19 protein-coding genes are annotated in these 21440 nt (G+C 40.0%); 13 read left to right on the top strand and 6 right to left on the bottom strand.

Going from position 1 to position 21440, the window contains the following annotated elements; genetic code table 11:
* The first annotated feature begins 69 nt into the window (after positions 1 to 69).
* Positions 70 to 1194: a sterol desaturase family protein gene (locus PARC_RS09895; protein ID WP_010555047.1), complete on the top strand. Its 1125-nt coding sequence runs from the start codon at positions 70 to 72 to the stop codon at positions 1192 to 1194.
* A gap of 77 nt (positions 1195 to 1271) precedes the next feature.
* On the opposite strand, the gene PARC_RS09890 is transcribed toward PARC_RS09895, so the two are convergent.
* The 4 genes from PARC_RS09890 to PARC_RS09875 form a co-directional block, all read right to left on the bottom strand.
* Positions 1272 to 2561, bottom strand: coding sequence for a leucine-rich repeat-containing protein kinase family protein (locus PARC_RS09890; protein ID WP_010555048.1), 1290 nt, complete (start codon positions 2559 to 2561; stop codon positions 1272 to 1274).
* A 79-nt stretch (positions 2562 to 2640) separates the two neighbouring features.
* The gene (locus tag PARC_RS09885) at positions 2641 to 3354 is read right to left on the bottom strand and encodes a YebC/PmpR family DNA-binding transcriptional regulator (RefSeq protein ID WP_010555049.1); all 714 of its coding nucleotides are present in this window, start codon (positions 3352 to 3354) and stop codon (positions 2641 to 2643) included.
* Between the two features lie 269 nt (positions 3355 to 3623).
* The gene (locus PARC_RS09880; protein ID WP_010555050.1) at positions 3624 to 5702 is read right to left on the bottom strand and encodes a M13 family metallopeptidase; all 2079 of its coding nucleotides are present in this window, start codon (positions 5700 to 5702) and stop codon (positions 3624 to 3626) included.
* Positions 5703 to 5942: 240 nt separating this feature from the next.
* On the bottom strand, positions 5943 to 7721 hold the full coding sequence (locus PARC_RS09875; RefSeq protein ID WP_050576404.1) for an ABCB family ABC transporter ATP-binding protein/permease: 1779 nt from the start codon (positions 7719 to 7721) through the stop codon (positions 5943 to 5945).
* 108 nt (positions 7722 to 7829) lie between these two features.
* Between PARC_RS09875 and PARC_RS09870 the strand changes: the two genes are divergently transcribed.
* The 7 genes from PARC_RS09870 to PARC_RS09840 all read left to right on the top strand — a co-directional run bounded on the left by PARC_RS09870 (position 7830) and on the right by PARC_RS09840 (position 13118).
* A complete protein-coding gene (locus PARC_RS09870; protein WP_010555052.1) occupies positions 7830 to 8291 on the top strand; it encodes a hypothetical protein in 462 nt (153 codons plus the stop codon).
* Between the two features lie 108 nt (positions 8292 to 8399).
* A complete protein-coding gene (secD, locus tag PARC_RS09865) occupies positions 8400 to 10238 on the top strand; it encodes a protein translocase subunit SecD (protein ID WP_010555053.1) in 1839 nt (612 codons plus the stop codon).
* Entirely contained in the window at positions 10231 to 11166 is a 936-nt protein-coding gene (gene secF, locus PARC_RS09860; RefSeq protein WP_010555054.1) for a protein translocase subunit SecF, read from the top strand. The genes secD and secF overlap by 8 nt, the downstream gene beginning before the upstream one ends.
* A gap of 181 nt (positions 11167 to 11347) precedes the next feature.
* Positions 11348 to 11824: a GreA/GreB family elongation factor gene (locus PARC_RS09855; RefSeq protein ID WP_010555055.1), complete on the top strand. Its 477-nt coding sequence runs from the start codon at positions 11348 to 11350 to the stop codon at positions 11822 to 11824.
* 323 nt (positions 11825 to 12147) lie between these two features.
* Positions 12148 to 12405 (top strand): type II toxin-antitoxin system Phd/YefM family antitoxin, encoded by a 258-nt coding sequence (locus PARC_RS09850; protein ID WP_010555056.1) that lies wholly within the window; start codon positions 12148 to 12150, stop codon positions 12403 to 12405.
* Entirely contained in the window at positions 12393 to 12710 is a 318-nt protein-coding gene (locus PARC_RS09845; RefSeq protein WP_010555057.1) for a type II toxin-antitoxin system RelE/ParE family toxin, read from the top strand. Before PARC_RS09850 ends, PARC_RS09845 begins: the two co-directional genes overlap by 13 nt.
* Positions 12711 to 12908: 198 nt before the next feature.
* Complete coding sequence (locus PARC_RS09840) at positions 12909 to 13118, top strand: zinc ribbon domain-containing protein (RefSeq protein WP_007582647.1); 210 nt, start codon at positions 12909 to 12911, stop codon at positions 13116 to 13118.
* A gap of 273 nt (positions 13119 to 13391) precedes the next feature.
* Here the strand turns inward: PARC_RS09840 and PARC_RS09835 are convergent, their stop codons facing one another.
* Entirely contained in the window at positions 13392 to 13730 is a 339-nt protein-coding gene (locus PARC_RS09835) for a zinc ribbon domain-containing protein YjdM (RefSeq protein ID WP_010555058.1), read from the bottom strand.
* 293 nt (positions 13731 to 14023) lie between these two features.
* Between PARC_RS09835 and PARC_RS09830 the strand changes: the two genes are divergently transcribed.
* The 3 genes from PARC_RS09830 to PARC_RS09820 are packed head-to-tail and all read left to right on the top strand — an operon-like array spanning position 14024 to position 17056.
* On the top strand, positions 14024 to 15418 hold the full coding sequence (locus PARC_RS09830) for a RimK family ATP-grasp domain-containing protein (protein ID WP_010555059.1): 1395 nt from the start codon (positions 14024 to 14026) through the stop codon (positions 15416 to 15418).
* Positions 15419 to 15422: 4 nt separating this feature from the next.
* Positions 15423 to 16535, top strand: coding sequence for a GNAT family N-acetyltransferase/peptidase C39 family protein (locus PARC_RS09825; RefSeq protein ID WP_033012642.1), 1113 nt, complete (start codon positions 15423 to 15425; stop codon positions 16533 to 16535).
* Positions 16536 to 16543: 8 nt separating this feature from the next.
* Positions 16544 to 17056 (top strand): MgtC/SapB family protein, encoded by a 513-nt coding sequence (locus PARC_RS09820; protein WP_007582656.1) that lies wholly within the window; start codon positions 16544 to 16546, stop codon positions 17054 to 17056.
* A gap of 54 nt (positions 17057 to 17110) precedes the next feature.
* Here PARC_RS09820 and PARC_RS09815 read toward each other — a convergent pair whose 3' ends face one another.
* A complete protein-coding gene (locus PARC_RS09815) occupies positions 17111 to 18121 on the bottom strand; it encodes a GlxA family transcriptional regulator (protein WP_010555061.1) in 1011 nt (336 codons plus the stop codon).
* Positions 18122 to 18247: 126 nt separating this feature from the next.
* Between PARC_RS09815 and PARC_RS09810 the strand changes: the two genes are divergently transcribed.
* Both PARC_RS09810 and PARC_RS09805 read left to right on the top strand, forming a co-directional pair.
* Positions 18248 to 20155: a beta-ketoacyl synthase gene (locus tag PARC_RS09810; protein ID WP_010555062.1), complete on the top strand. Its 1908-nt coding sequence runs from the start codon at positions 18248 to 18250 to the stop codon at positions 20153 to 20155.
* A gap of 338 nt (positions 20156 to 20493) precedes the next feature.
* Positions 20494 to 20787 carry a thermonuclease family protein gene (locus tag PARC_RS09805; protein WP_238142542.1) on the top strand — a complete coding sequence of 98 codons (294 nt, stop codon included), beginning with the start codon at positions 20494 to 20496 and terminating at the stop codon, positions 20785 to 20787.
* The last annotated feature ends 653 nt before the right edge of the window (positions 20788 to 21440 follow it).

The raw sequence follows: 21440 nt of genomic DNA, 5'->3' as shown, positions 1-21440 counted from the left end.
TATGTGGGTGTGTAAATCAATGGAATTTCGTTGTATTTAATCAACTCAACGAAGCAAGGAATAATAAAAATGATCAGAGCTTTATCACGAAAGGTATTTCGCACAAATCATCTTCAGATAGGTGAGGGCAACATAAGTGGCTACATAGCCTGCTTTTTAGCAATACTGAGTTGCTTAGGCGTATTAGCGTTTCACTTTCCTGAATACTTAACCACACCAGAACTGAGAAAAAGCTACAGTGTCGACTTTTTACGTCAGCTTATGTTTGCATCATTATTGGTCTCGGGCAGTTTAGGATTACTTAACTTTGTACGCAATACCAATAAGCGTTTAGGGGCTACAGCGTGGTTTTTTATTATTCTGGCAATTATGTTTGGCGGACCAAACGTTGAGGTAAACGAGTTTGCCACCGACACACCTTACATAGGGCTCGATTGGTTTATTTTAGATTTACTCGGCTCAACACTCATATTTATTGTTATTGAAAAGCTGCTACCCCATCGAAAAGAGCAAAAAATATTACGTAGCGAATGGCGAGGCGATTTAAATCACTTTTTTGTAAACCATTTAATTATTGGTTTTGTATTACTCGTTACTAACCACTTTGTGCATTATGGCTTTGGCTGGGCTGTATCATCTACAGTACAAGGTTATATAGAGCAAACACCATTTGTAGTGCAGTTGTTTTTAATAATACTCGTGGCCGATTTAATGCAGTATTGGGTGCATCGTGCTTATCACGAAGTTCCTTTATTATGGCGCTTTCATGGCGTACATCACAGTGCTAAAGAAATGGATTGGTTAGCGGGCTCTCGCCAGCATATTTTTGAAATACTCGTAACGCGCAGTTTAGTGCTCACGCCCATATTTGTACTTGGATTTTCACAGCAAATAATTAGTTTATACGTAATAATTGTGGGTTTACAGGCTGTGTTTAACCATGCAAATGTACGTGTGAAATTTGGTTGGCTAAAATACTTTATGGTTACACCGCAGTTTCACCATTGGCATCATGCGTCAGATAAAGCCGCGATTGACCGCAATTACGCTGCGCATTTTTCGTTTTTAGACTACGCGTTTGGTACTGCTGTTAAAGGCCAAAAAGAGTGGCCAGAAGCGTATGGTGTAGTCGGGGATTACATGCCGGTAGGTATGCTTAAACAACAGGTTTACCCATTTAAGCGCACTAAATGAGCTCGATTAATTTAATAAACATAAACTAAAAAAGTAGCAACGTGCTACGCGTTGCTCTTTTTTATGACTCTACTCAATTATATGTTCAGCTCTTCTAATAACTCAGTAAATGTAGGTCTTTGATTTAATGAAGGTTGCATAGCACACTTTGCCATATCGGACATTTCACCAAATAGCTCACTTTGCTTATCATCGCCGGTTACCGTGCCTAATAAGTCTTCAATTAAACAGCCCAAAGCTCTTACTTCTATCCACTCTAGTTGCTTTTGTTGATACTCACTTAGCATCGTTAAATTAGTTGCAGCACCAAAATCACCAAACAGAACGTCATGGTTTTGGTTAATCATAGTGTTATGCGCATAAATGTCGCCGTGACTTACTTTACGAACATGTAAGTGATGCAGTGTATTTACCATTTGCTGTGCAATTTTTAAAATAGCGTGAGTTGAGTAATGGCAATCATCATTAAAGGTATCACGCGTACAGGTTTCAAGGCTTGGAGGCAGACCTAAATTAGCAAAGCTTTTATCTATTAGCTCCATTACTAAACCTAACTGATCACTTTGTTCAATGTAGGCAAGTACTTTAATTAAATTAGCGTGATCGCCTGCTTGTAAGCAGCAATTTACTTCATCAAGCGGGTAGCCGTCGCTGGTAATTGCACCTTTAAATAATTTAATCGCTACAGCGCTATTAGCAGCTTGCGCTAAATGAATAACGCCCGATGCACCTTGGCCAATAACATGACTAAGCGTGTAATCGTCAAGAGGCTTATTTTCTAAGCTGCACTTTGTAAGGCACTGGGCTTTATTAAAATCGTTACCGGCAAACGCAAGCCAAGCAAGTTTAGGCAGTTCAAACAGCCAGTCGTCTACGTGTGTTAAGTTATTAGCGGAGAGCCTAACAAGCTCAAGGTTTTTACACTGCGCCATGCTACTTGGCAGTTGCTTAAGTTGATTGCCCGCAAGCGCGAGCTTTTTAAGCTGGGTGTAATTACCAAAGTCTTCAGGCAATTCGCTTAACGTATTATCGGTGAGTATGAGCCACTCAATATTTTTTGGCAGGCTGTTTAAAGCAAATTCAGAAATTTGGTTACCTTTAAACGCAACCATAATTAGAGCAGGGCATTTAGCTAAAACCTTAGGAATATGCTTAAACTGATTAAACGATAAAAACAAACGCTTAAGGTGTGTTAAACAGGCAAATTCATCAGGCAGTGTTGATAAGTTATTATTTGATAAATCGAGTACTTCAAGCGTGTCAGCTAAGCTAAAAATCTCTTCAGGGAATATTGTTAGCTCTTCTACTAATTGCAGGCGAGTAGCACCAACAAGTTTGCCACTTTTAAGCTCTGTAAGATTATTCATATATTTATACCACGTTCTAAAAATGAAAAAGCCAACATAGCTGTTGGCTTAAAGTCGTTCTAACTTACTAAATCGCTCTTTAGAATTGCGCGTTATGGTAAACGTTTTGTACGTCATCGCAATCTTCTAACATTGCTAAAAAGCGTTCCATAACTTCAACGTCTTCGCCCTCAATCGGCGTTTCAATTTGTGGCACAAAGCTAATTAGGTCTTCGTCAAATTCAGTCACGCCCATTTCTTCAAGCGCTGTACGTGTGTTGTTGTACTCTGTGTGAGGAGCAAAAACAGTGACTTTACCGTCATCAACTTCTACGTCAGTTACATCAACATCAGCCATCATTAATGCTTCAAGTACTGCTTCGTCGTCATCACCGTCAAATACAAAAATAGCAAGGTGATCAAATAAATGTGAAACAGAGTTTTGAGCGCCAATTTTAGCATTTGCTTTGGTAAAACAAACACGTACATCAGCAAAGGTACGCTTGTTGTTGTCTGTTAAACAGTCAACAATAATCATACAGTTACCAGGGCCGTAACCTTCGTAACGTGTTGCTGAGTAGTCTTCGCCGCCGCCGCCTTTTGCTTTGTCGATTGCGCGGTCAATAACGTGTGCTGGCACTTGGTCTTTTTTAGCGCGTTCAATTAAACGACGTAATGATAAGTTACCATCTGGATCTACACCGCCGTTTTTAGCACAAATATAAATTTCTTTGCCGTACTTAGAATAAACTTTAGTTTTAGCACCCGCAGTCTTAGCCATTGAATCTTTTTTGTTTTGGTAAGCTCTTCCCATCTGCGTTTCGCCTTAATATATGTAAATAATAGAATAAAATTATAATGCGTATTCTAAAGGTAAATGCATTCAAGGGCTAGTAAGTATTAAAACAGATTAGAACAGCCGCGTTTAAAAACCATCTAAAATACGTTTTATTGAGGCGTCTTGGTACTGACTTAAAGAAGGTTTAAGAGCAAATTTAACCCAATAAAAAGGCAACTCACTTAATGAGTTGCCTAATTGAGTAATATAATTACACGAGGCAAATTAATAGCCTCATATACTAGTTACCAAATACGTACACGTTCATCTTCAGGAAGGTATAACTCATCGCCTGGTTTTACATCAAACGCTTTGTACCATGCATCGTGGTTGCGTGGTGCTTGTGCTCTAAAGCGACCTGGGGCATGTGTGCCACCACGAAGTTGGTTAAGCATGCTTTGCTCAGTACGTTTTTCTTTCCATACTTGTGCCCACGCAAGGAAGAAACGTTGATCGCCAGTCACGCCGTCTATTACAGGCGCTTCTTTACCATTTAAACTTAGCTTGTAAGCGTGATAAGCCATCGACAAACCACCCACATCACCAATGTTTTCGCCAAGGCTATTTCGTCCATTTACAAAGTTACCTTCGATTGGCTCGTATTTACTGTACTGCGCAGCCAGTTGATCGGCTTTTTTGTCAAATGCAGCGCGGTCAGCATCAGTCCACCAATTACGTTGCACACCGTTTTCGTCTGATTTTGAACCCTGATCGTCAAATCCATGACCCATTTCGTGACCAATTACAGCGCCAATGCCGCCATAGTTTACAGCCGGATCGGCATTTGGATCGAAAAACGGCGGTTGTAATATCGCAGCCGGAAATACAATTTCATTAAACGAGCTATTGTAGTAAGCGTTTACGCGTTGTGGCGTCATGCCCCAGCGGTTACGGTCTGTTTTTTGTAGCTCTTTTTCAACACTTTCTGCGTGGAAAAACTCACGCATGTTTTTCACATTACCAATCAAATCGTTTTTAGTAATGCTTAAACCTTCATAAGACTGCCAAACATCGGGGTAACCAATTTTTGGTACAAATGCAGCCAGCTTAGCGCGCGCATTTACTTTAGTTGCATCGCCCATCCATTCTAGATTATCAATACGTTCACCAAGGGCTGTACGAAGGTTTTCAACCAGCTCTGACATTTGTTGTTTTGATGACTCAGGGAAGTAACGCGCTACGTATATTTTACCAATAGCAAAACCAAGCGAACTTGTGCCCGACATTTCACTTATTGCACGTTTCCAACGAGGGCGAGGCTCTTGCTGTCCGTTTAGTTCTTTACCAAAAAAAGCAAAGTTAGTATTAAATACGTCTTCTGATAGTAAACCTGCGTTACCGCTAATAGCGTGATACGTTAGGTAGTCTTTCCATACTGCAATATCTTCTTGATTGATTAGCTCAATCATCGCTTTTATTGGTTCAGGCTGAGATACATTTAACTGAGGTACTTTATAACCTGTTTGCGCAAAATATAAATCCCAGTTAAAGCCAGGATAAGCAGTGCTTAAATCGGCACGTTCAACTTGGTTTAAGGTTAAATCGCGATTACGACGCTTTTCACGTGGCCAATGACCTTGTGCAATTTTGGTTTCAAGATCAACAATTGCTTGAGCGCGCTCAGCGGTATTTTCGACTCCTGTAAACTCAAGCATGTCAGCAATGTGAGCAACGTAAGCTGCTCGGGTTTTTACAAAGCGCTCAGCGTCTTCAAGGTAGTAAGAGCGATCTGGTAAGCCTAAACCACCAGCACCTAGTGACATTTCATATTTGTTAGGGTCTAGGCGATTAAACCACATACCGCCGCCAAAAGGGGCTTTATTACCGGTTAACCAAGACTTACCAAACATTTCAGCTAAATCGTCAGTCGACGATATATCATTAATTTCACTTAACAATGGCTTAATAGGCGCTACACCTAGTTTATTAAGTGTTTCGGTATCCATATAGGCATTGTAAAAATCAGCAACGAGTTTTTCTTCTGCGTTTAAATCTTTACGTGCGGCTATTTCTTCAATAATAGCTTTAACATCGTCTTCACTGCGCTCAGCTAATCCTGAAAATGCACCGTAGCGGGTTTTATCTGCAGGCATTACGTAGTTGTCATACCACGTGCCACTGGCATACATAAAAAAATCATCGCCTGGTTTAACGGCTTCGTTGCGGGCTGTTAAATCAACACCAAAACTACCTAACTCTGCTTTCTCTGCTACTGCTGCAGTGGCTACTTTAGGTTGTTGCTCGTCTGTTTTTGTTGTTTGCGGCTTTGAACAACCGGTAATAAATGTGGCAGCTAATGCTGCGGCAATTAAACTCTTTTTCATTACTTACTCCTGAGTATCACTGATTGAATTAAAGCAGCAGTGAATCATTTTTATTGTTACGAATATTTAACTTATCGATTGTTATTGATATTAATCAGACAAACAAACCTTTTGAGGTGAATCACCACAGTGCTCGATAAAACTAATATAGAGGAAAAGAGAAAGGCTAATAGGCGCTATAAAAGCTTTATTTAGCTCGAATACTTGAAAGTATCCGAGCTAAGAGGGGTCACACACTATTTATTTTTTATGCTGAAGCTCCCACATACGGGCATATTCTCCGGCGAGTGTAAGTAACTCATCGTGCTTACCTTGCTCAATAATTCGTCCGGCTTTGAGCACAATAATGGTGTCTGCATCGGTAATAGTAGAAAGGCGATGGGCAATAACAATACTCGTATGGTTACTGGCAACTTCACGCATTGCAGCAAGTATTGCTTGCTCAGAATGAGAGTCGAGTGCAGATGTTGCTTCATCAAAAATTAAAATAGGGGACTTTTTCAAAATAGCACGTGCAATGGCAATACGCTGTTTTTCGCCGCCAGATACTTTTAAACCACGTTCACCAACCAGCGTTTTATCGCCTTTATCGAGTGTTGCTATAAAGTCTTTTAAATGCGCCATAGCAATGGCTTCGTCAATTTCTGCATCGCTTGCTGATGGTCTACCGTAAGCGATATTTTCACGAATCGTGGTGTTAAACAACACGGTATCTTGCGGAACTATTGCAATGGCTTTTCGTAAACTATTAAGTGTTACTGAGTTTATTGCTTGATTATCGATACTAATTTCACCAGCGCTTACATCATAAAAACGATAAAGCAGTCGCGCTAATGAACTTTTACCTGCACCACTGGCACCAACAATGGCTACTTTGCTGCCAGCTTTAACACTAAAGCTAAGGTTATTAAGGATCGGGCGGTGCGCATCGTAACTAAAATTTACATTATTAAATGTTATTTCACCTTGGCTAATATTGAGCTCTTTAGCATTAAGTGCATCGGTTATTTGTGGTTTTTTGTTAAGTAGCCCAAGCATGTTTTCAAGGTCGGTTAGGGCGCGTCTTATTTCGCGGTACACAAAACCTAAAAAGTTAAGTGGTAAAAATAGCTGAATCATATACGCGTTAATCATCACAAGTTCACCAATAGAGAGTGTACCTGCAACTACCTCGGTTGAGCCCAACCACATTAAAGCGGTAATAGCACAAGCGATAATAAGTGCTTGGCCTGAGTTAAGAGCGAGCAACGACATTCTATTTTTTAAACGGGCTTTTTCCCAGTTTGCTAAAAAGGTGTCATACGTTTTAGCTTCAAACTGTTCGTTATTAAAATATTTTACAGTTTCATAATTAAGCAAGCTGTCTATTGCGCGGGTATTACTTTGATTGTCGGCAGAATTTGCTTCTCTAATAAAGCGGTTTCTCCACTGAGTAACCACCACAGTAAAGGTAATATAAATAGCGACTGCCAGTAATGTAATAAGCGCAAACCAAACAGAAAACAACGTGCCAAAAATAATCGCTACGGTCAGTATTTCAAACAAAGTAGGTACAATGTTAAACATTAAAAAACGCATTAAAAAACTTAACCCGCTAGTACCGCGTTCTATATCGCGGCTAATGCCACCGGTTTGCCTATCTAAATGAAAAGCCAGCTCAAGTGAATGCAAATGCTTAAATACCTTTAAACCAATATCGCGCATGGCGTGCTCGGTTACGCGAGAAAATACAGCATCTCTTATTTCACCTAAAAATACGCTAGCAAAACGAAGCGCACCGTACATCAATAACAATAAAGCAGGAATAACTAACAGTGGGTTAATCGACTTATCTACCGAGTCTATTATTTCTTTAAGCGCCCAAGGCATTAAAAGCGTGGCACCTTTTGCGCCAATAAGCGCCATAAGTGCAATAAAAACACGGCCTTTAAATTTTGTAAGGTAGGGCCACAGTGTTTCTACACTTTGGCGTAAATTCATGGCGTCTGGTCGTTTTTCACTGCTTTGTCTGGGGCGCATTAAAAGTCTCAGTAAAATTAAATTAGATAGTAAATAGCTAAGGGCTATTGTATTTCAAATACTAGCCCTTATATACTACGCATCCCTTATTTTAGTTTTAAAACGTGAATGTTTAAATTTAGAGTGTTTTTAACTGCCTTTTTGCTACTTGCTGCACTTTTTAGTGTGCAGAGCAATGCTATGGGCGCCTCACAAAATTTAAATATCAATGTTAGTACGCAGGTTTCGCTTACTGATATTGCCGATTTAACTAAAATACAGCCTATTAGTAAGTCTGTAGATATTCCGCAACATAAAAAAACGCATCAAACCGATTTTGACGCGCACCAACCAAGGTTAACTGCCAATAATTCATCATTGTTTTTGCACACTGTTCAAAGTGAGCCAGAATACGATGTGGTTTTTGAATTTTTTGCTCAAAATCTTGTTAGGCATATATTTTTAAAACCACGCGCTGTTAACCCTATAGAACCTTGGTATACGTTTGTAACTAATAGTAAAAAGTCGCGTTTGAGTGGCTGGAAAGACGTTAACTTACTCTACAAAGCTGTAACTACCTACCACGCTTAATTTTCCTTATTTAATTTTATTAGGTTTTAACTTTTAAAGTTTTAGCCTGCAGATTAATTGTGCTTTTAAAAAGTACGTTGCTAGCATTCCTGGCAATAAGGATTCAACATGTTAAGTTTTAAAAAAGATAAAAAGCCGTCTACGGCTAAGTTCAAATTAAGCTATATAGCCATGCTAATTGTATTGGTTTTATTAGCTATCAGCGCATTACCAAACCTATATCCAAATAAATCGTGGTTGCACGTAAGTAGTACGCCGCACAGCGAAACGCAATCTTTACCGAGCACTAAAACGCTAGTTACTTTTTTAAATAAACAAGGGCTAGAGGTTGAGCAGGGTTTAGATAAGCAATCCACTATTAATATACTTTTAAACGAGCCAACTAAAAGCGCTCAGGCGCAAGCGGCTATAAAAGCGCAATATCCAAACACGCAAGTTAAAATTGTTGAGCATGCAACCAGCCCAACATGGTTACAAGATTTTGGTTTATCACCAATAAAGCTGGGCCTTGATTTAAATGGCGGTGTGCTATTTGTACTAGACGTAGATTTAGATAAAGCCGTTGATGAGCAATTAGTCAGTGCGTATCAACAAGCTAAATCAATCATCATTAAGCAAAAAGCACATGGCGTAAAAGCGCAGCAAACTCAGCAAGGGTTTGAAATAAACGCATTGCCTAATGCAACCGACAAGTTAACCCCCGTTATTGAAGAGCTACAAAGCCGATTTGCTAATTTAGCCGTTGTAACAAGCAATAACGGCAGCGTTAAAACTGCCAAATTTAGTTATTCGGAGCAAGGCCGCAGCAGCTTTGATAAAGAAGTAATGGGGCAAACACTCACAACCCTTCGTTCACGTATTGAAGAGTTAGGCATTACCGAAGCGGTAACACAGCGCCAAGGAAAGCACCGCATTCGTATAGAGCTACCAGGCGTGCAAGATCCAACCGAAGCAAAACGTATTATTGGTGCAACAGCATCGCTTGGTTTTTATCAATTAAAAGAAATTGGCGGGCAAATATTTAATATGCAATCGGGCGGAACCATAAAGCTCGATCCTGTGCCAATTTTTACAGGGGACCATATTAATAATGCAAACATAGGCCGCGACGATTGGGGTAAACCACTTGTACAACTGAGCCTAGACGGCCAAGGCGGCGATGCAATGTCGGCGTTTTCAAAAGCCAATATTGGTAAGCCAATGGCGACGGTTTACTCTGAGTATTCTCAAAACGCTAAAGGCGAAGTAGTTAAAAAAAGCGAAGTTATTAACGTTGCCAATATTGCTCAGCATTTAAGTTCGCGTTTTAGTATTACCAATATGAAAAGCCAACAAGCGGCAGCCGATCTGGCATTATTACTACGTGCAGGCTCGCTTACAGCACCCGTTACAATTGTGCACGAACAAACAATAGGGCCAAGCCTCGGCAGCGAAAATATTAGTAATGGCTTAGCCGCGCTTATGTTAGGCATGGGTATTACCCTTGCATTTATGGCGCTTTGGTATCGTCGTTTAGGCCTTATTGCAAACGTGGCACTTATATTAAATTTAACGTCGCTTGTGGGCTTAATGTCATTATTACCAGGGGTTGTGTTAACGCTTCCGGGTATCGCTGGCCTGGTGCTAACCATAGGTATGGCGGTAGACACTAACGTAATAATATTTGAACGCATTAAAGAAGAACGTCGCCAAGGCCGTGCACCATATCAAGCTATTCAAGAGGGGTATAAACAAGCCGCAAATACAATATTTGATGCCAATATAACGACCATGATCACCGCACTTATCTTATACGGCATAGGCTACGGGCCCGTTAAAGGTTTTGCCATTACATTAGCATTGGGACTTTTAACGTCTGTATTTACAGGTGTGTACGTATCAAAAATATTAAGCCAAACGTTGCATTTAAAAATGGGTAAAAAAGCAGGAGTAAAAGCACATGCTTAATTATTTTTTGAAAGGTGAAAAGGGTACACGTTTACGTTTTATGGGCATGCTTTTAAGCGCCATATTAGTGCTGTTATCAGTATTTACGCTTACGCAAAAAGGTCTAAATTTTGGCCTAGATTTTACCGGCGGTTATTTAACTGAGTTTACAACCAGCCAAAGTGTTGAGCTAAAAGAGCTTCAATCGTTTATTGCTAAAAATCACAATGGTGAGTTTGAGCTAACCGCGCAAGGTAATAGTCATTTTCAATTAAGAGAAGCGCCAAGTGCATCAACAACAGCTAATAGCCCTGATTGGCAAAGCGCCGTTACACAAAACGATTATATAAACGCACAGGTATTATCGTCAGCTTATATTGGCTCACAAGTGGGCGATGAGTTATTTGATCAAGGCTGTTTAGCAATGTTTGCTGCAATGATTGCGGTAATGATTTACCTTGCAGTGCGTTTTGAATGGCGCTTAGCCGTTGGCTCTGTGGTAGCGCTAGTGCACGATTTAATACTCGTACTTGGGTTATTTTCACTATTACAAATTGAATTTAACCTAACCGTGCTGGCAAGTTTACTGGCTATTATTGGTTACTCACTTAACGACTCAATAATAGTAGGGGATAGAGTACGTGAGCTTTTACGTGTTCAATCAAACAATGTACTTAGCCCAGCGACCATTATTAATAATGCTATTAAAAGCACACTAACGCGCACCTTAATTACGTCGGGTACTACACTTGCAACGGTTGCGAGCGTTTGGTTACTTGCAGGCGCACCACTGCAAGGCTTTGCTATTGCATTATTTACCGGCATTGTAGTGGGTACGTTCTCGTCTATTTGTATAGCGGCAACCTTGCCGGAACTATTGGGCTTAAGCGCTAAAAACTACGAAGTTAAAGTAGATGCCCACACGCAAACATTATTAGATATGCCATAAGGTTTTTAATAAAACACAAGTAAAGAGCTGCACCAACCAACGGCTCTTTGTTAGTTTAATGCAAATTTAAGCCCCGCTAGTATTCCCACCAAGCTTGCGGGGTTTAAAACAATGGTTTTAAGCCCCGCAAAAATGTTAAACTAGCTGCCTTATTTTTACAGCCTGTATTGTACTAATCCCCATGAATAAAACCCACGTAATCGAACACCTTCGTTTTGCGCTAGAAGCGCAGCTTACAACAGCAAAAGTAGCGGCAAAAACTGCGCACGACACCGCCACACATGAAGAAAACATAGCCGAAAATAAATACGATACTCTAGGGCTCGAAGCCGCTTATTTAGCACAAGGCCAAGCCCAGCGCGTAAACGATTGCTATAAAAGCATAGAATTGTTCGAACCTGCCTTTAATGAAAAACCAACCGACAAAATAGCTATCGGTTCGCTGGTATGTTTAGAAGATGATAACGCAGCCCAAAAATGGTTTTATTTAGGCCCTGCAGCTGGTGGTTTAACAGTAAACGTTAAAAAGCACGCAATTGCTGTTGTAACACCCGGCGCACCAATGGGTAAGCAGTTATTAAATAAACAGATTGATGATGAAATTACGTTAACAATTGCAGGTAAAGCCCACGAATATGTGGTGGTAGAGATCTTATAAAGCTTTGGTTTTTTAAGAGAAGCGTTTGCTGGCAGAGCCATACCAACGTAATAATCGCTTATTTATATTCATAAATTAATTGTCGGATGGCATGGCTTCACCATTTATCCAACCTACAGCTATGCTTTTATAGCGTAACGTGGTGTGTATTTCAATTTGTGCAAAGGCATATAATGAGAAGTACCTAATAGTTTAAAATGAGCAGGGTTGACGTTAGGTGCTTCCTTTTTAATTGATTTTAGTGGTTATACAGCCTCGTTAGTTATATTTTCCAAGTTGGCTACTCGGTGCTACTATAGTGATACATTTGTTTGGGGATTATTATGAGAGTAGAACTAGTAACAACATTGAAGCGTCAAGCAACGAAGATATTATCTGAACTTCATTCCTCTAAAGAACCTGTGTTGATAACTGAACATGGACAACCATCTGCATACTTAGTAGATGTTGATGATTATGAATTTATGCAAAAGCGTATGCAAATTCTTGAGTCTCTTGCAAAAGGAGAGCAGGCAATAAGTCGTGGTGAAACCATGTCGAATGTTGAAGCTAAAGATAAAATGAATAAATGGCTGAAATAATTTGGACTAATCCAGCTTTGGATGATCTTAACGATATCGCTGAATATATCGCATTAAGCAATTTGCAGTCAGCGAAAAAATTGGTTTCCAAAATATTTGAAAAAGTTGAACGTCTCAAACCCTTTCCTGAATCAGGTAAAAAACCAATTGAGTTAGCTAACCTAAATTATCTTGAACTGGTCGTGAATCCTTGTCGTATATTTTACAAAAAAGATAACAATAAAGTATATATTTTGCACGTAATGAGACAAGAGCGAGACTTACGAAAATTTTTGTTGCTAACGCAATATACAGCTAACAAGTAGGTAATCCCTGAGTGAAATTAGTATGACCCCCATACTAATTATTATAAAAAGCAATTATTAAAAAGCCATCCAAACATCTATCAAAATTCCAACCTAACCAATATAAGAACTAAATTATGGTTTTTTTATTAAAAAAATTGCTACACACGTTCCTTAAGTGTTTAATATACCGTACATAAATAATATGGAGGTTGAAATATGAGACATAACAATTGGTCTTGCTCTAAGTGTAATAATAACGAATTTGATACCGGTGAAATAAGAGTTTCGGGTGGCTTTTGGTCAAGAATTTTTGATGTTCAAAATAAAAAGTACACCGCTGTGACATGCAGTCGATGTAGTTTTACTGAATTTTATAAAGGTTCATCATCAACACTTGGTAACGTATTTGATTTCTTTACTGGGTAATCAAAGCTTAAAAAGCACTTTAACTGAAATGTAAACTGATCAGTTCAAGAGATACCTCCTCATTAAGGTGAGGAGGTTAAATGCTTAAACACACCTAAGCGATAATTCACCTTATTAAATGTAGGTGGACCTTTAGATATACACCAACTAATAGCAGTTAAACAAAATCTATTACACGCACTAATAATAAGCTTCAATAACAGACCATAAGGCTTGGATGAATTTATTTTTATGATTTTTCATCTAACATCCTTATATTTTAAATATCTAATTTTAGGTAGCTTTTTTCACAAACTTTGCTGTTACCATCATTTCGCCAATGCCTTCTACTTTACAATCAAGTTCGTGATCTTTTTTATCAAGCACTCTTCTAACTACCGCTTTGGTGCCAATTTTAATTACTTGCGAGCTGCCTTTAATTTTTAAATCTTTGGCTACTGTCACTTTGTCACCATCATTTAGCAAAGTGCCATTGGCATCTTTAACTAAAATTGCGTCTTCATCGCTTGTATTATTAGGGTTCCACTCATGGGCGCACTCGGGGCAAACAAGCAGTTGTTGGTCCTCGTAAACATATTCACATTGGCATTTTGGGCAAGCAGGCAGCGACATTTTTAACTCTCATAAGGTACTGTTTTGCGTATTTTAATCTGCGTTATTAGTTAATCAATATTTTTTATCTTCACGCTAAAAATATCTCGTTTGTGCGTTTTTAAAAAAGGGCATATAAAGCACATGTCGCTTAAGCAATTTAAGCGCTAACTCGTACAGTAGGTACCTGTTAAAGCACCCATCATATTAAGTGATTCGCGCAATGCCCACTTAGTACGATGGGTGTTTCTATTTATAATGCTTAGTATTTTACTAAGCATGCTTTTTATATTTTGACTTAACTAGGAAAAGTCGTGTTTAAAACCTTAATTGTGGTTGATAACAACGAGCAAACGCTTGCTCAATCGTTCGAAAATGTAATTACGTTTAATACCTACTTACGTGATTACCCAAAACATAACGAACCAAAAACACGCATTATTAATCTGTGCGACTCAAGCCAATACTTGAGCAAAGGTTACTATTGCTCGTTACTTGCAGAGGCGCGCAAGCACCAAGTTTTACCCAGTGTAAAAACCATTAATGCTCTTCGTAGTGGCCAAGCACCTATGTTAAATGTGAGCCAAATAGATGGCACACTTTACTTTGGCAATGCCCAAAATGATTTACAATCAAAAGCAGCAAAGTCGGTATTTAAACAATACCCAGCGCCTATTTTATTTGTTGATGAGCAAGGCTTATTACAACAAGGCTCGATGTCGTCTTTAAGCGAGCAACAGTACAGCGAATTTGTAGCCAAGCTAGATAACTTTACTAAAACGCAGTGGCGTATTAGTTCGGTACAACGTCGTTTTAGATGGGACATGGCAATACTTGTTGATCATAACGAAAAAGTACCACCGAGTGATAAAGACGCCATTGCACGTTTTATTAAAGCAGCGGCTAAACATGGTATTAATGCACAAGCATTAAGCTTTGACGAAATTGATAACATTGCCCAGTTTGATGCGTTATTTATTCGCCAAACTACAGCGATTGACCATCCAACGTACCGCCTTGCAAGCAAAGCGCAAAGCCTGGGTTTAGTGGTTATTGACGATGCTGAGTCTATTTTACGTTGTTGTAATAAAGTGTATTTACACGATGCTTTTAATTATCAAAAAGTGCCAAGTTTAAAAACGGTTGTAGTGGCTGATCAAGCAAATGAAACGCTTGAGCAATTAGAAGAAGCGTTTACGTATCCGCTTGTTTTAAAAATGCCTGAAGGGTCGTTCTCAAAAGGTGTGTTTAAAGTTTCAAACCGTGATGAGCTTGCCGCTAAGCTTACAGAGCTGTTTGAATATAGCGCATTAGTGCTTGCACAAGAGTACATGTATACCGAATACGATTGGCGAGTGGGTGTGTTAAATGGCCGTGCAATTTATGCATGCCGCTATTTAATGGCGCGTAACCATTGGCAAATTTATAACCACGACGCGAAACGGTTTTTCTCTGGCGGCTTTGAAACTCTACCAACCTTTGAGTTACCAAAAGCGGTATTAGATGCAGCTTTAAAAGCATGTAAAACAGTGGGTAGGGGTTTATATGGCGTAGATGTTAAAGAGCATCAAGGCAAAGCATACGTGCTTGAAGTAAACGATAACCCAAGTATTGATCACAAAGTAGAAGACGGCTATTTAGGCGACGAGTTATACATGATCATTATGGATGAGTTTAAACAACGCTTAGAAGCACGAGGCCGTGGGTAATAACATGAGCAACCTTGTTATTCGAAAGGCGCTTGGCAGTGATTTAACTGCACTGATTGACGTTGAAAACGTTTGCTTTAATAACGACAGACTTAGCCCGCGCAGTTTAAAGCGCTGGCTAAGTGCTAAGCACGGTATTTTACTCGTTGCAGAAAATGGCGAGCAATTATGCGGCTATGGGCTAGTGTGGTGCCATAAAGGGACTCGTTTAGCGCGTTTATATTCGCTTGCTGTTTTACCAACTATGCAAGGTAAAGGTATTGCAAAAGCACTGCTTACTAGCCTTGAAAAAGAAACGTATGAGCGCGCTCGGCTGTACTTGCGCTTAGAAGTGGCTGTAAATAACGAAAGTGCGATTGGGCTTTATACAAGTTTAGGTTACAGGGTATTTGGTCAATACAGCGATTATTACGACGATCACAGTGACGCACTACGAATGCAAAAAAACATTCGACAAACAAGTGAGTTAAAAGTGGCGCGTTTAACGCCGTGGTATCAGCAAACAACTGAGTTTACGTGCGGACCTGCTGCGCTATTAATGGCAATGGGCGCACTTGAGCCTACAACTGAGCTTACTCAATCACATGAGTTAGCACTTTGGCGTGAAGGCACCACTATTTTTATGACATCGGGTCATGGTGGTTGCCATCCATTTGGTTTGGCACTTGCCGCTCATAAGCGTGGATTTAAAAGCGAGGTAATGGTTAATACCACCGAGCCTTTGTTTTTAGATGGCGTACGCAACGAAAACAAAAAAGTGGTACTTGCCACCGTGCATCAACAATTTGTAGATGGTATTGCACAGGCAAAAATACCGCTTACGCATAAAGATGTAGAGCTTGAGCATATTGAGCAGTGGTTAAGTAAAGGCTTTAGTGTGCTGTTATTAATTAGCACATATAGTTTTGATGGTAAAAAATCGCCACATTGGGTGTGTGTAACGCACCTTGATGAGCACTGCGTGTATGTTCACGATCCGTTTTGTGAGCCCGGTAACGATAAACAGCTCGCAATAGATTGCCAGTATGTACCTATTGCACGAAGTGATTTTAGTAAAATGTCAGCGTTTGGTAGCCAACGTTTAAGAACGGCGGTGGCTATAGCTAATAAAATATAAGGTTAACAGTGACTTTTTTAGATTTAATTGATGTAGCCCCGTATTCGTGGGCAGCTATTGGTACTGCGGCTTTTTGCGGTGCCATTATTGGTATAGAGCGCCAGTTGCGCGGCAAACCTGTAGGTATTCGTACCTCTGCGTTAATAACTTTGGGTACGTATTTGTTTTTATCCACTGCGTTTAATTTACAAGGGGATGTAATAGATCATTCTCGTGTAGTTGGGCAAATAATTACAGGTATTGGCTTTTTAGGGGCAGGCGTTATGCTCGCAAAAGATGGTGCGGTAGTTGGCGTAACCTCTGCTGCAACCATTTGGGTGCTTGCATCAATAGGCGTTATGATAGCGACCGAAAACCTTGGCGCTGCAATAAAACTCTCGGTGCTGGTGGTCGGTATTTTATACGGTGTTGACGTACTTGAGGCTAAATTTAAAAGCTTAAGCAAAGGCGTACACACTAAAGTAAAAAACTATCAAAAGCGCTATTATCGAAAGGAATTTAACGACACAGAACGCCACTAAAAGTGGCGTTTTTTAGTGCTATTGAAATTAGTACTACTCGAACAAGCACTATAATTAGCCAAATAACTTTCGTCTAACTACTTTTCTATAACCACTGGGTGTTTGGCTTAATACTTTTTTAAATACGCGGGTTAAATGCCCTTGGTCGTTATATCCCACTTCTAAAGCCACTTCTTGAATTGATAAATTTGATGATGCTAATAACTCTTTTGCGCCTTCTACGCGTAATTGTTGCCAATACTCAATAGGGCTTTGGTTAGTGGCGGCTCTAAAACGGCGGGTAAAAGTACGGTAGCTTAAGCTAAATTGGGCAGCGACTTCTTGCAAGTTTAGCTCGGTGGCTAAATTAGTTTTTAGCCAAAATTGAATTTGCGCAATTAGCTCGTCGGGGTGGCGGTCTACTGCGCCTTCTAAGTAGCGTTGATCTTCATAGGGTTTACGTATTTCGTGCGAAAAATTACGCTCTACATGCTGCGCGGCAGCTTTTGTGTAGTATTGGCTAATAATATGTACGATCACATCTGCAAGGGCATTAAGACTGGCCACCGTATACATTCGCTCTGATTGGGTTATAAAAAAGTCGGGCTTTAGGTGCACCTGCGGGTAGTCATGGCTAAATTGTTTGGCGTAATGCCAATGGGTGGTAGCAGGGTGGCCATCAAGTAAGCCAGCCTCTGCTAATAAACAGTTGCCAGTGCCTACACCAATTATATGGCTGCCTGCGCTAAAGCTTTCGCTTAGCCAATCAACTATTTCTTGACTTGTTCGCACCACTGGCCGTGGGTTTCGCCAAATACCCGGCACTATAATCAAATCGCTGTAGGGCGCGTTAGTTGTTATGCAATCAGGATTTATAGCAAGGCCTGCGCGGGTGGGTATAGATTCAGTACTTTTAGCCACTAAATTTATAGCAAGTGGCCTAAAGCTTTGCTTATCAAGATGTCCTTTAGCAAAGGCCTCGCCGGCTCTTAGCATTTCTATAGGCAGCGTTAAACTAGTCACTAATAAATGCGGATATACCGCTATAGCAATGTTTAGTGGTGGATTAGTGTTTTTTTCAGTCATATAAATGCTCCGACCAGTACGTTTTGGCCTTTTGTGCTGAATATTTGGCTATTAAAGCACAATGTATGGTTCATAATCCATTTAAACTGCTTCTTCTTCTAATAACACGTTTTTTAAAGGTAAATTATGACTGCATTACCCGTTATAGTAGGCATGGGTGGCATTAACGCCGCTGGCCGTACTTCTTTTCATCAAGGTTATCGCCGTATCGTGTTAGATAGTTTAAATGCTCAAGATCGCAGTGAAACATTTTTAGGCCTGGCCACACTGATGAATCTAGTAAGTGTTGTAAACGGCCAATTACAAGATACTCAAGGTAATAATGTTGAGCAAAGCGACATAGAAGCACGTTTTGGTGAGCAAATTATTGCTGGTACGCTTATTCGTAAAATTGAAAAAGAACACTTTGATGCCGATGCCACACCGTGGCAGCAAAAAATGACGCTAAACGCATCAAGCGATAACGCAATTGTGTTTGAAACGCGCGCTCGCGACTTACCTACACCTGTTCCAGCTAGCTGGCAAGTTGAAGAACTTGAAGGCAAAAAAGTAAAAGTAACTATTGCAGCCGACTTAGATGTTAAGCATGACTCAACACGTGATAATCCAATTAAATCTGCAGGGCAATTCCCGACAGGGTTTGATCCGTCTGTTATGTATAACAGCCGCTATCAGCCTCGTGGTTTGCAAGCTACTATTTTTGCAGCTACCGATGCTATTAAATCAACAGGGCTTGATTGGCAGCATATTATGAATAGCGTAGAGCCAGATAAAATTGGTACCTATTCAGCATCGGTAATTGGCCAAATGGACGACAAAGGCCTAGGCGGTTTAGTAAAGGCGCGCCAACAAGGCGACCGTGTTAGTACTAAGCAGTTAGCACTGGGTTTAAATACAATGTCGACCGACTTTATTAACGCGTATGTTACGGGCAATGTAGGGACTACGTTTTCGACCTCGGGGGCCTGTGCTACGTTTTTATACAACTTACGTGCAGCGGTTAACGACATACAGGCAGGGCGTACACGCGTTGCGGTTGTCGCAAGTGTTGAGTGTGCTATTACACCAGAAGTGATTGAAGGCTTTGGTAACATGAGCGCACTTGCAAATGTCGAAGGTTTGCGCCGTTTAGATAACTTATCAAGTGATGAAGAACCAGATTATCGCAAAAGTAGCCGACCATTTGGCGACAACTGCGGCTTTACATTAGGTGAAGGCGCACAAGTTGCTATTTTAATGGACGATGCTTTAGCCCTTGAACTAGGCGCCGACATTATGGGCTGCGTACCGGATGTATTTGTAAATGCAGATGGCATAAAAAAATCAATTACGTCACCTGGCCCTGGTAACTATATTACCATGGCTAAATCGGCTGCTTTAGCAACGAGCCTTTTAGGCAAAAAAGCCTTGCAAGAACGTAGCTTTATTTTAGCGCATGGCTCAAGTACACCGTTAAACCGCGTAACAGAGTCGTTGATATATCACAAAGTGGCACAAACGTTCGCTATTGATAATTGGAAAGTGACAGCGCCAAAAGCCTATGTTGGTCATACTATAGCTCCTGCAAGTGGCGATCAATTAGCGATAGCTTTAGGTGTATTTAGCCATAATATTATGCCGGGTATTACCACAATTGATAAAGTGGCTGATGATGTTTACACCGATCATCTTGATATTCGTAATAGCCATTACGAATGCGCCGATATGGATATTGCTTTTATAAATTCAAAAGGCTTTGGCGGTAACAATGCAACAGCTACCGTACTTTCACCAAAAGTAACAATGCAAATGCTCGCTAAGCGCCATGGCGATGAAGTTATGAGTAGTTACGCGCAGAAAAACGTGGCAATTAAAGCCGCGCAACAAACGTATCAAGCTCAAGCTGATTTAGGCCAATATGAGCTTATTTACCGCTTTGGCGACGGACTTATTGACGACAACGACATTGTAATAGACGAGCAAAGTATTCAGTTACCTGGCTTTGAAAAAGCAATTACGTTTAGCACAACAAATTCCTATCAAGATATGTTTTAAGCACACATACTTGTTAGCAAGGCGCTTTTTAAGCGCCTTTTTTAATGCCTATTAAGTAATGCACTCATAAAAAATATTCAACAGCTTGTATTTAATGGGATGTACGATAGTGATATTTTGTTAAATATGAGAATTGGTACAGATCCACAAACAGACCTATTTATCCGCTCTAAATCGTTCTAAAATTCACAGCGAAACTATTTGTTGTATTCATACTTAAGGTGTTCAATGCTCACGCCGAGCTTATCAAAAACAAAAACAAAAACCACGGGACGCTGACAGTTGAAACAGTTACCTCAATCTATGACGGTGACACCTTTCGCGCCAATATCGCGGATTTGCATTCTCTGATAGGGGAGCGAATTGGTATTCGTGTAGCGGGTGTCGATACGCCAGAAATGCGCGGTAAGTGTAAGCAAGAGAAAGACCTCGCTCGCCAAGCTAAGCAAGTAACAGTTGAAGCTTTACGTTCGGCAAAGGTTATTGAGCTTAGAAATACGAAACGTGGTAAGTATTTTAGAATAGTGGCTGACGTATACGTGGACAACAAAAACCTGACTGACATTCTAATCAGCTCAGGCTTAGGTGTGGCCTATGACGGTGGTACTAAAGCGAAAGATTGGTGTCTTTGAGGTTTGGTTAGTGTGGGGCAGACATATTGTTTTATTAAGCTTTATTTAGAAATAATATAGTTTTTGATGGCAATATTTTAGGTAATTTGTTAAAAGTATAAAAAAATAATCACATCTCATCGGCAATAATGCGTGATTAAAGCATTATTAAATTGTCATAACTCACAAGGAGAGGGTTTGTGTTCTCAACTATTATCGCGGGCGTAACTGTGTTCATATTGGGTCAATTTATACTAAAGTTGATCTTGGAACCCGTAATACATTTAAAAGGAACTTTTGGTAATATTTCATCGTTACTTCTAAGAGAGAATTCCAAATTTACGAACTGTGTCGAGAGCAAAGAATTGTACAAAGAAGTAAAAGATGTTTCAGCTTCTTTATTGGCACAATGTTATTCAATTCCTTGCTTTAACTTTATCCATAAATTTTTAGGCTTACCTTCACGAAAGGATATACATAAAGCATCTCAAGGACTCAATTATATTGGGCACTGTGTTTTTCCTGGTGCTAAACAATCGACTGAATCATTCACCCAAGATGAAGTGCGTCACCAATTGAAAAGCATTAGTCATTTATTAAATATACCTACGGTCTATAGTGAGACGTAACAAGATTTAACATCGGCGAAATTACAGTCGGCCTATGTTTGTAAC

Source organism: Pseudoalteromonas arctica A 37-1-2 (assembly GCF_000238395.3).
Classification (GTDB): domain Bacteria; phylum Pseudomonadota; class Gammaproteobacteria; order Enterobacterales; family Alteromonadaceae; genus Pseudoalteromonas; species Pseudoalteromonas arctica.
Note: the sequence above shows the minus strand (reverse complement) of the source record. Positions and strands in the feature narration are given on the sequence as shown.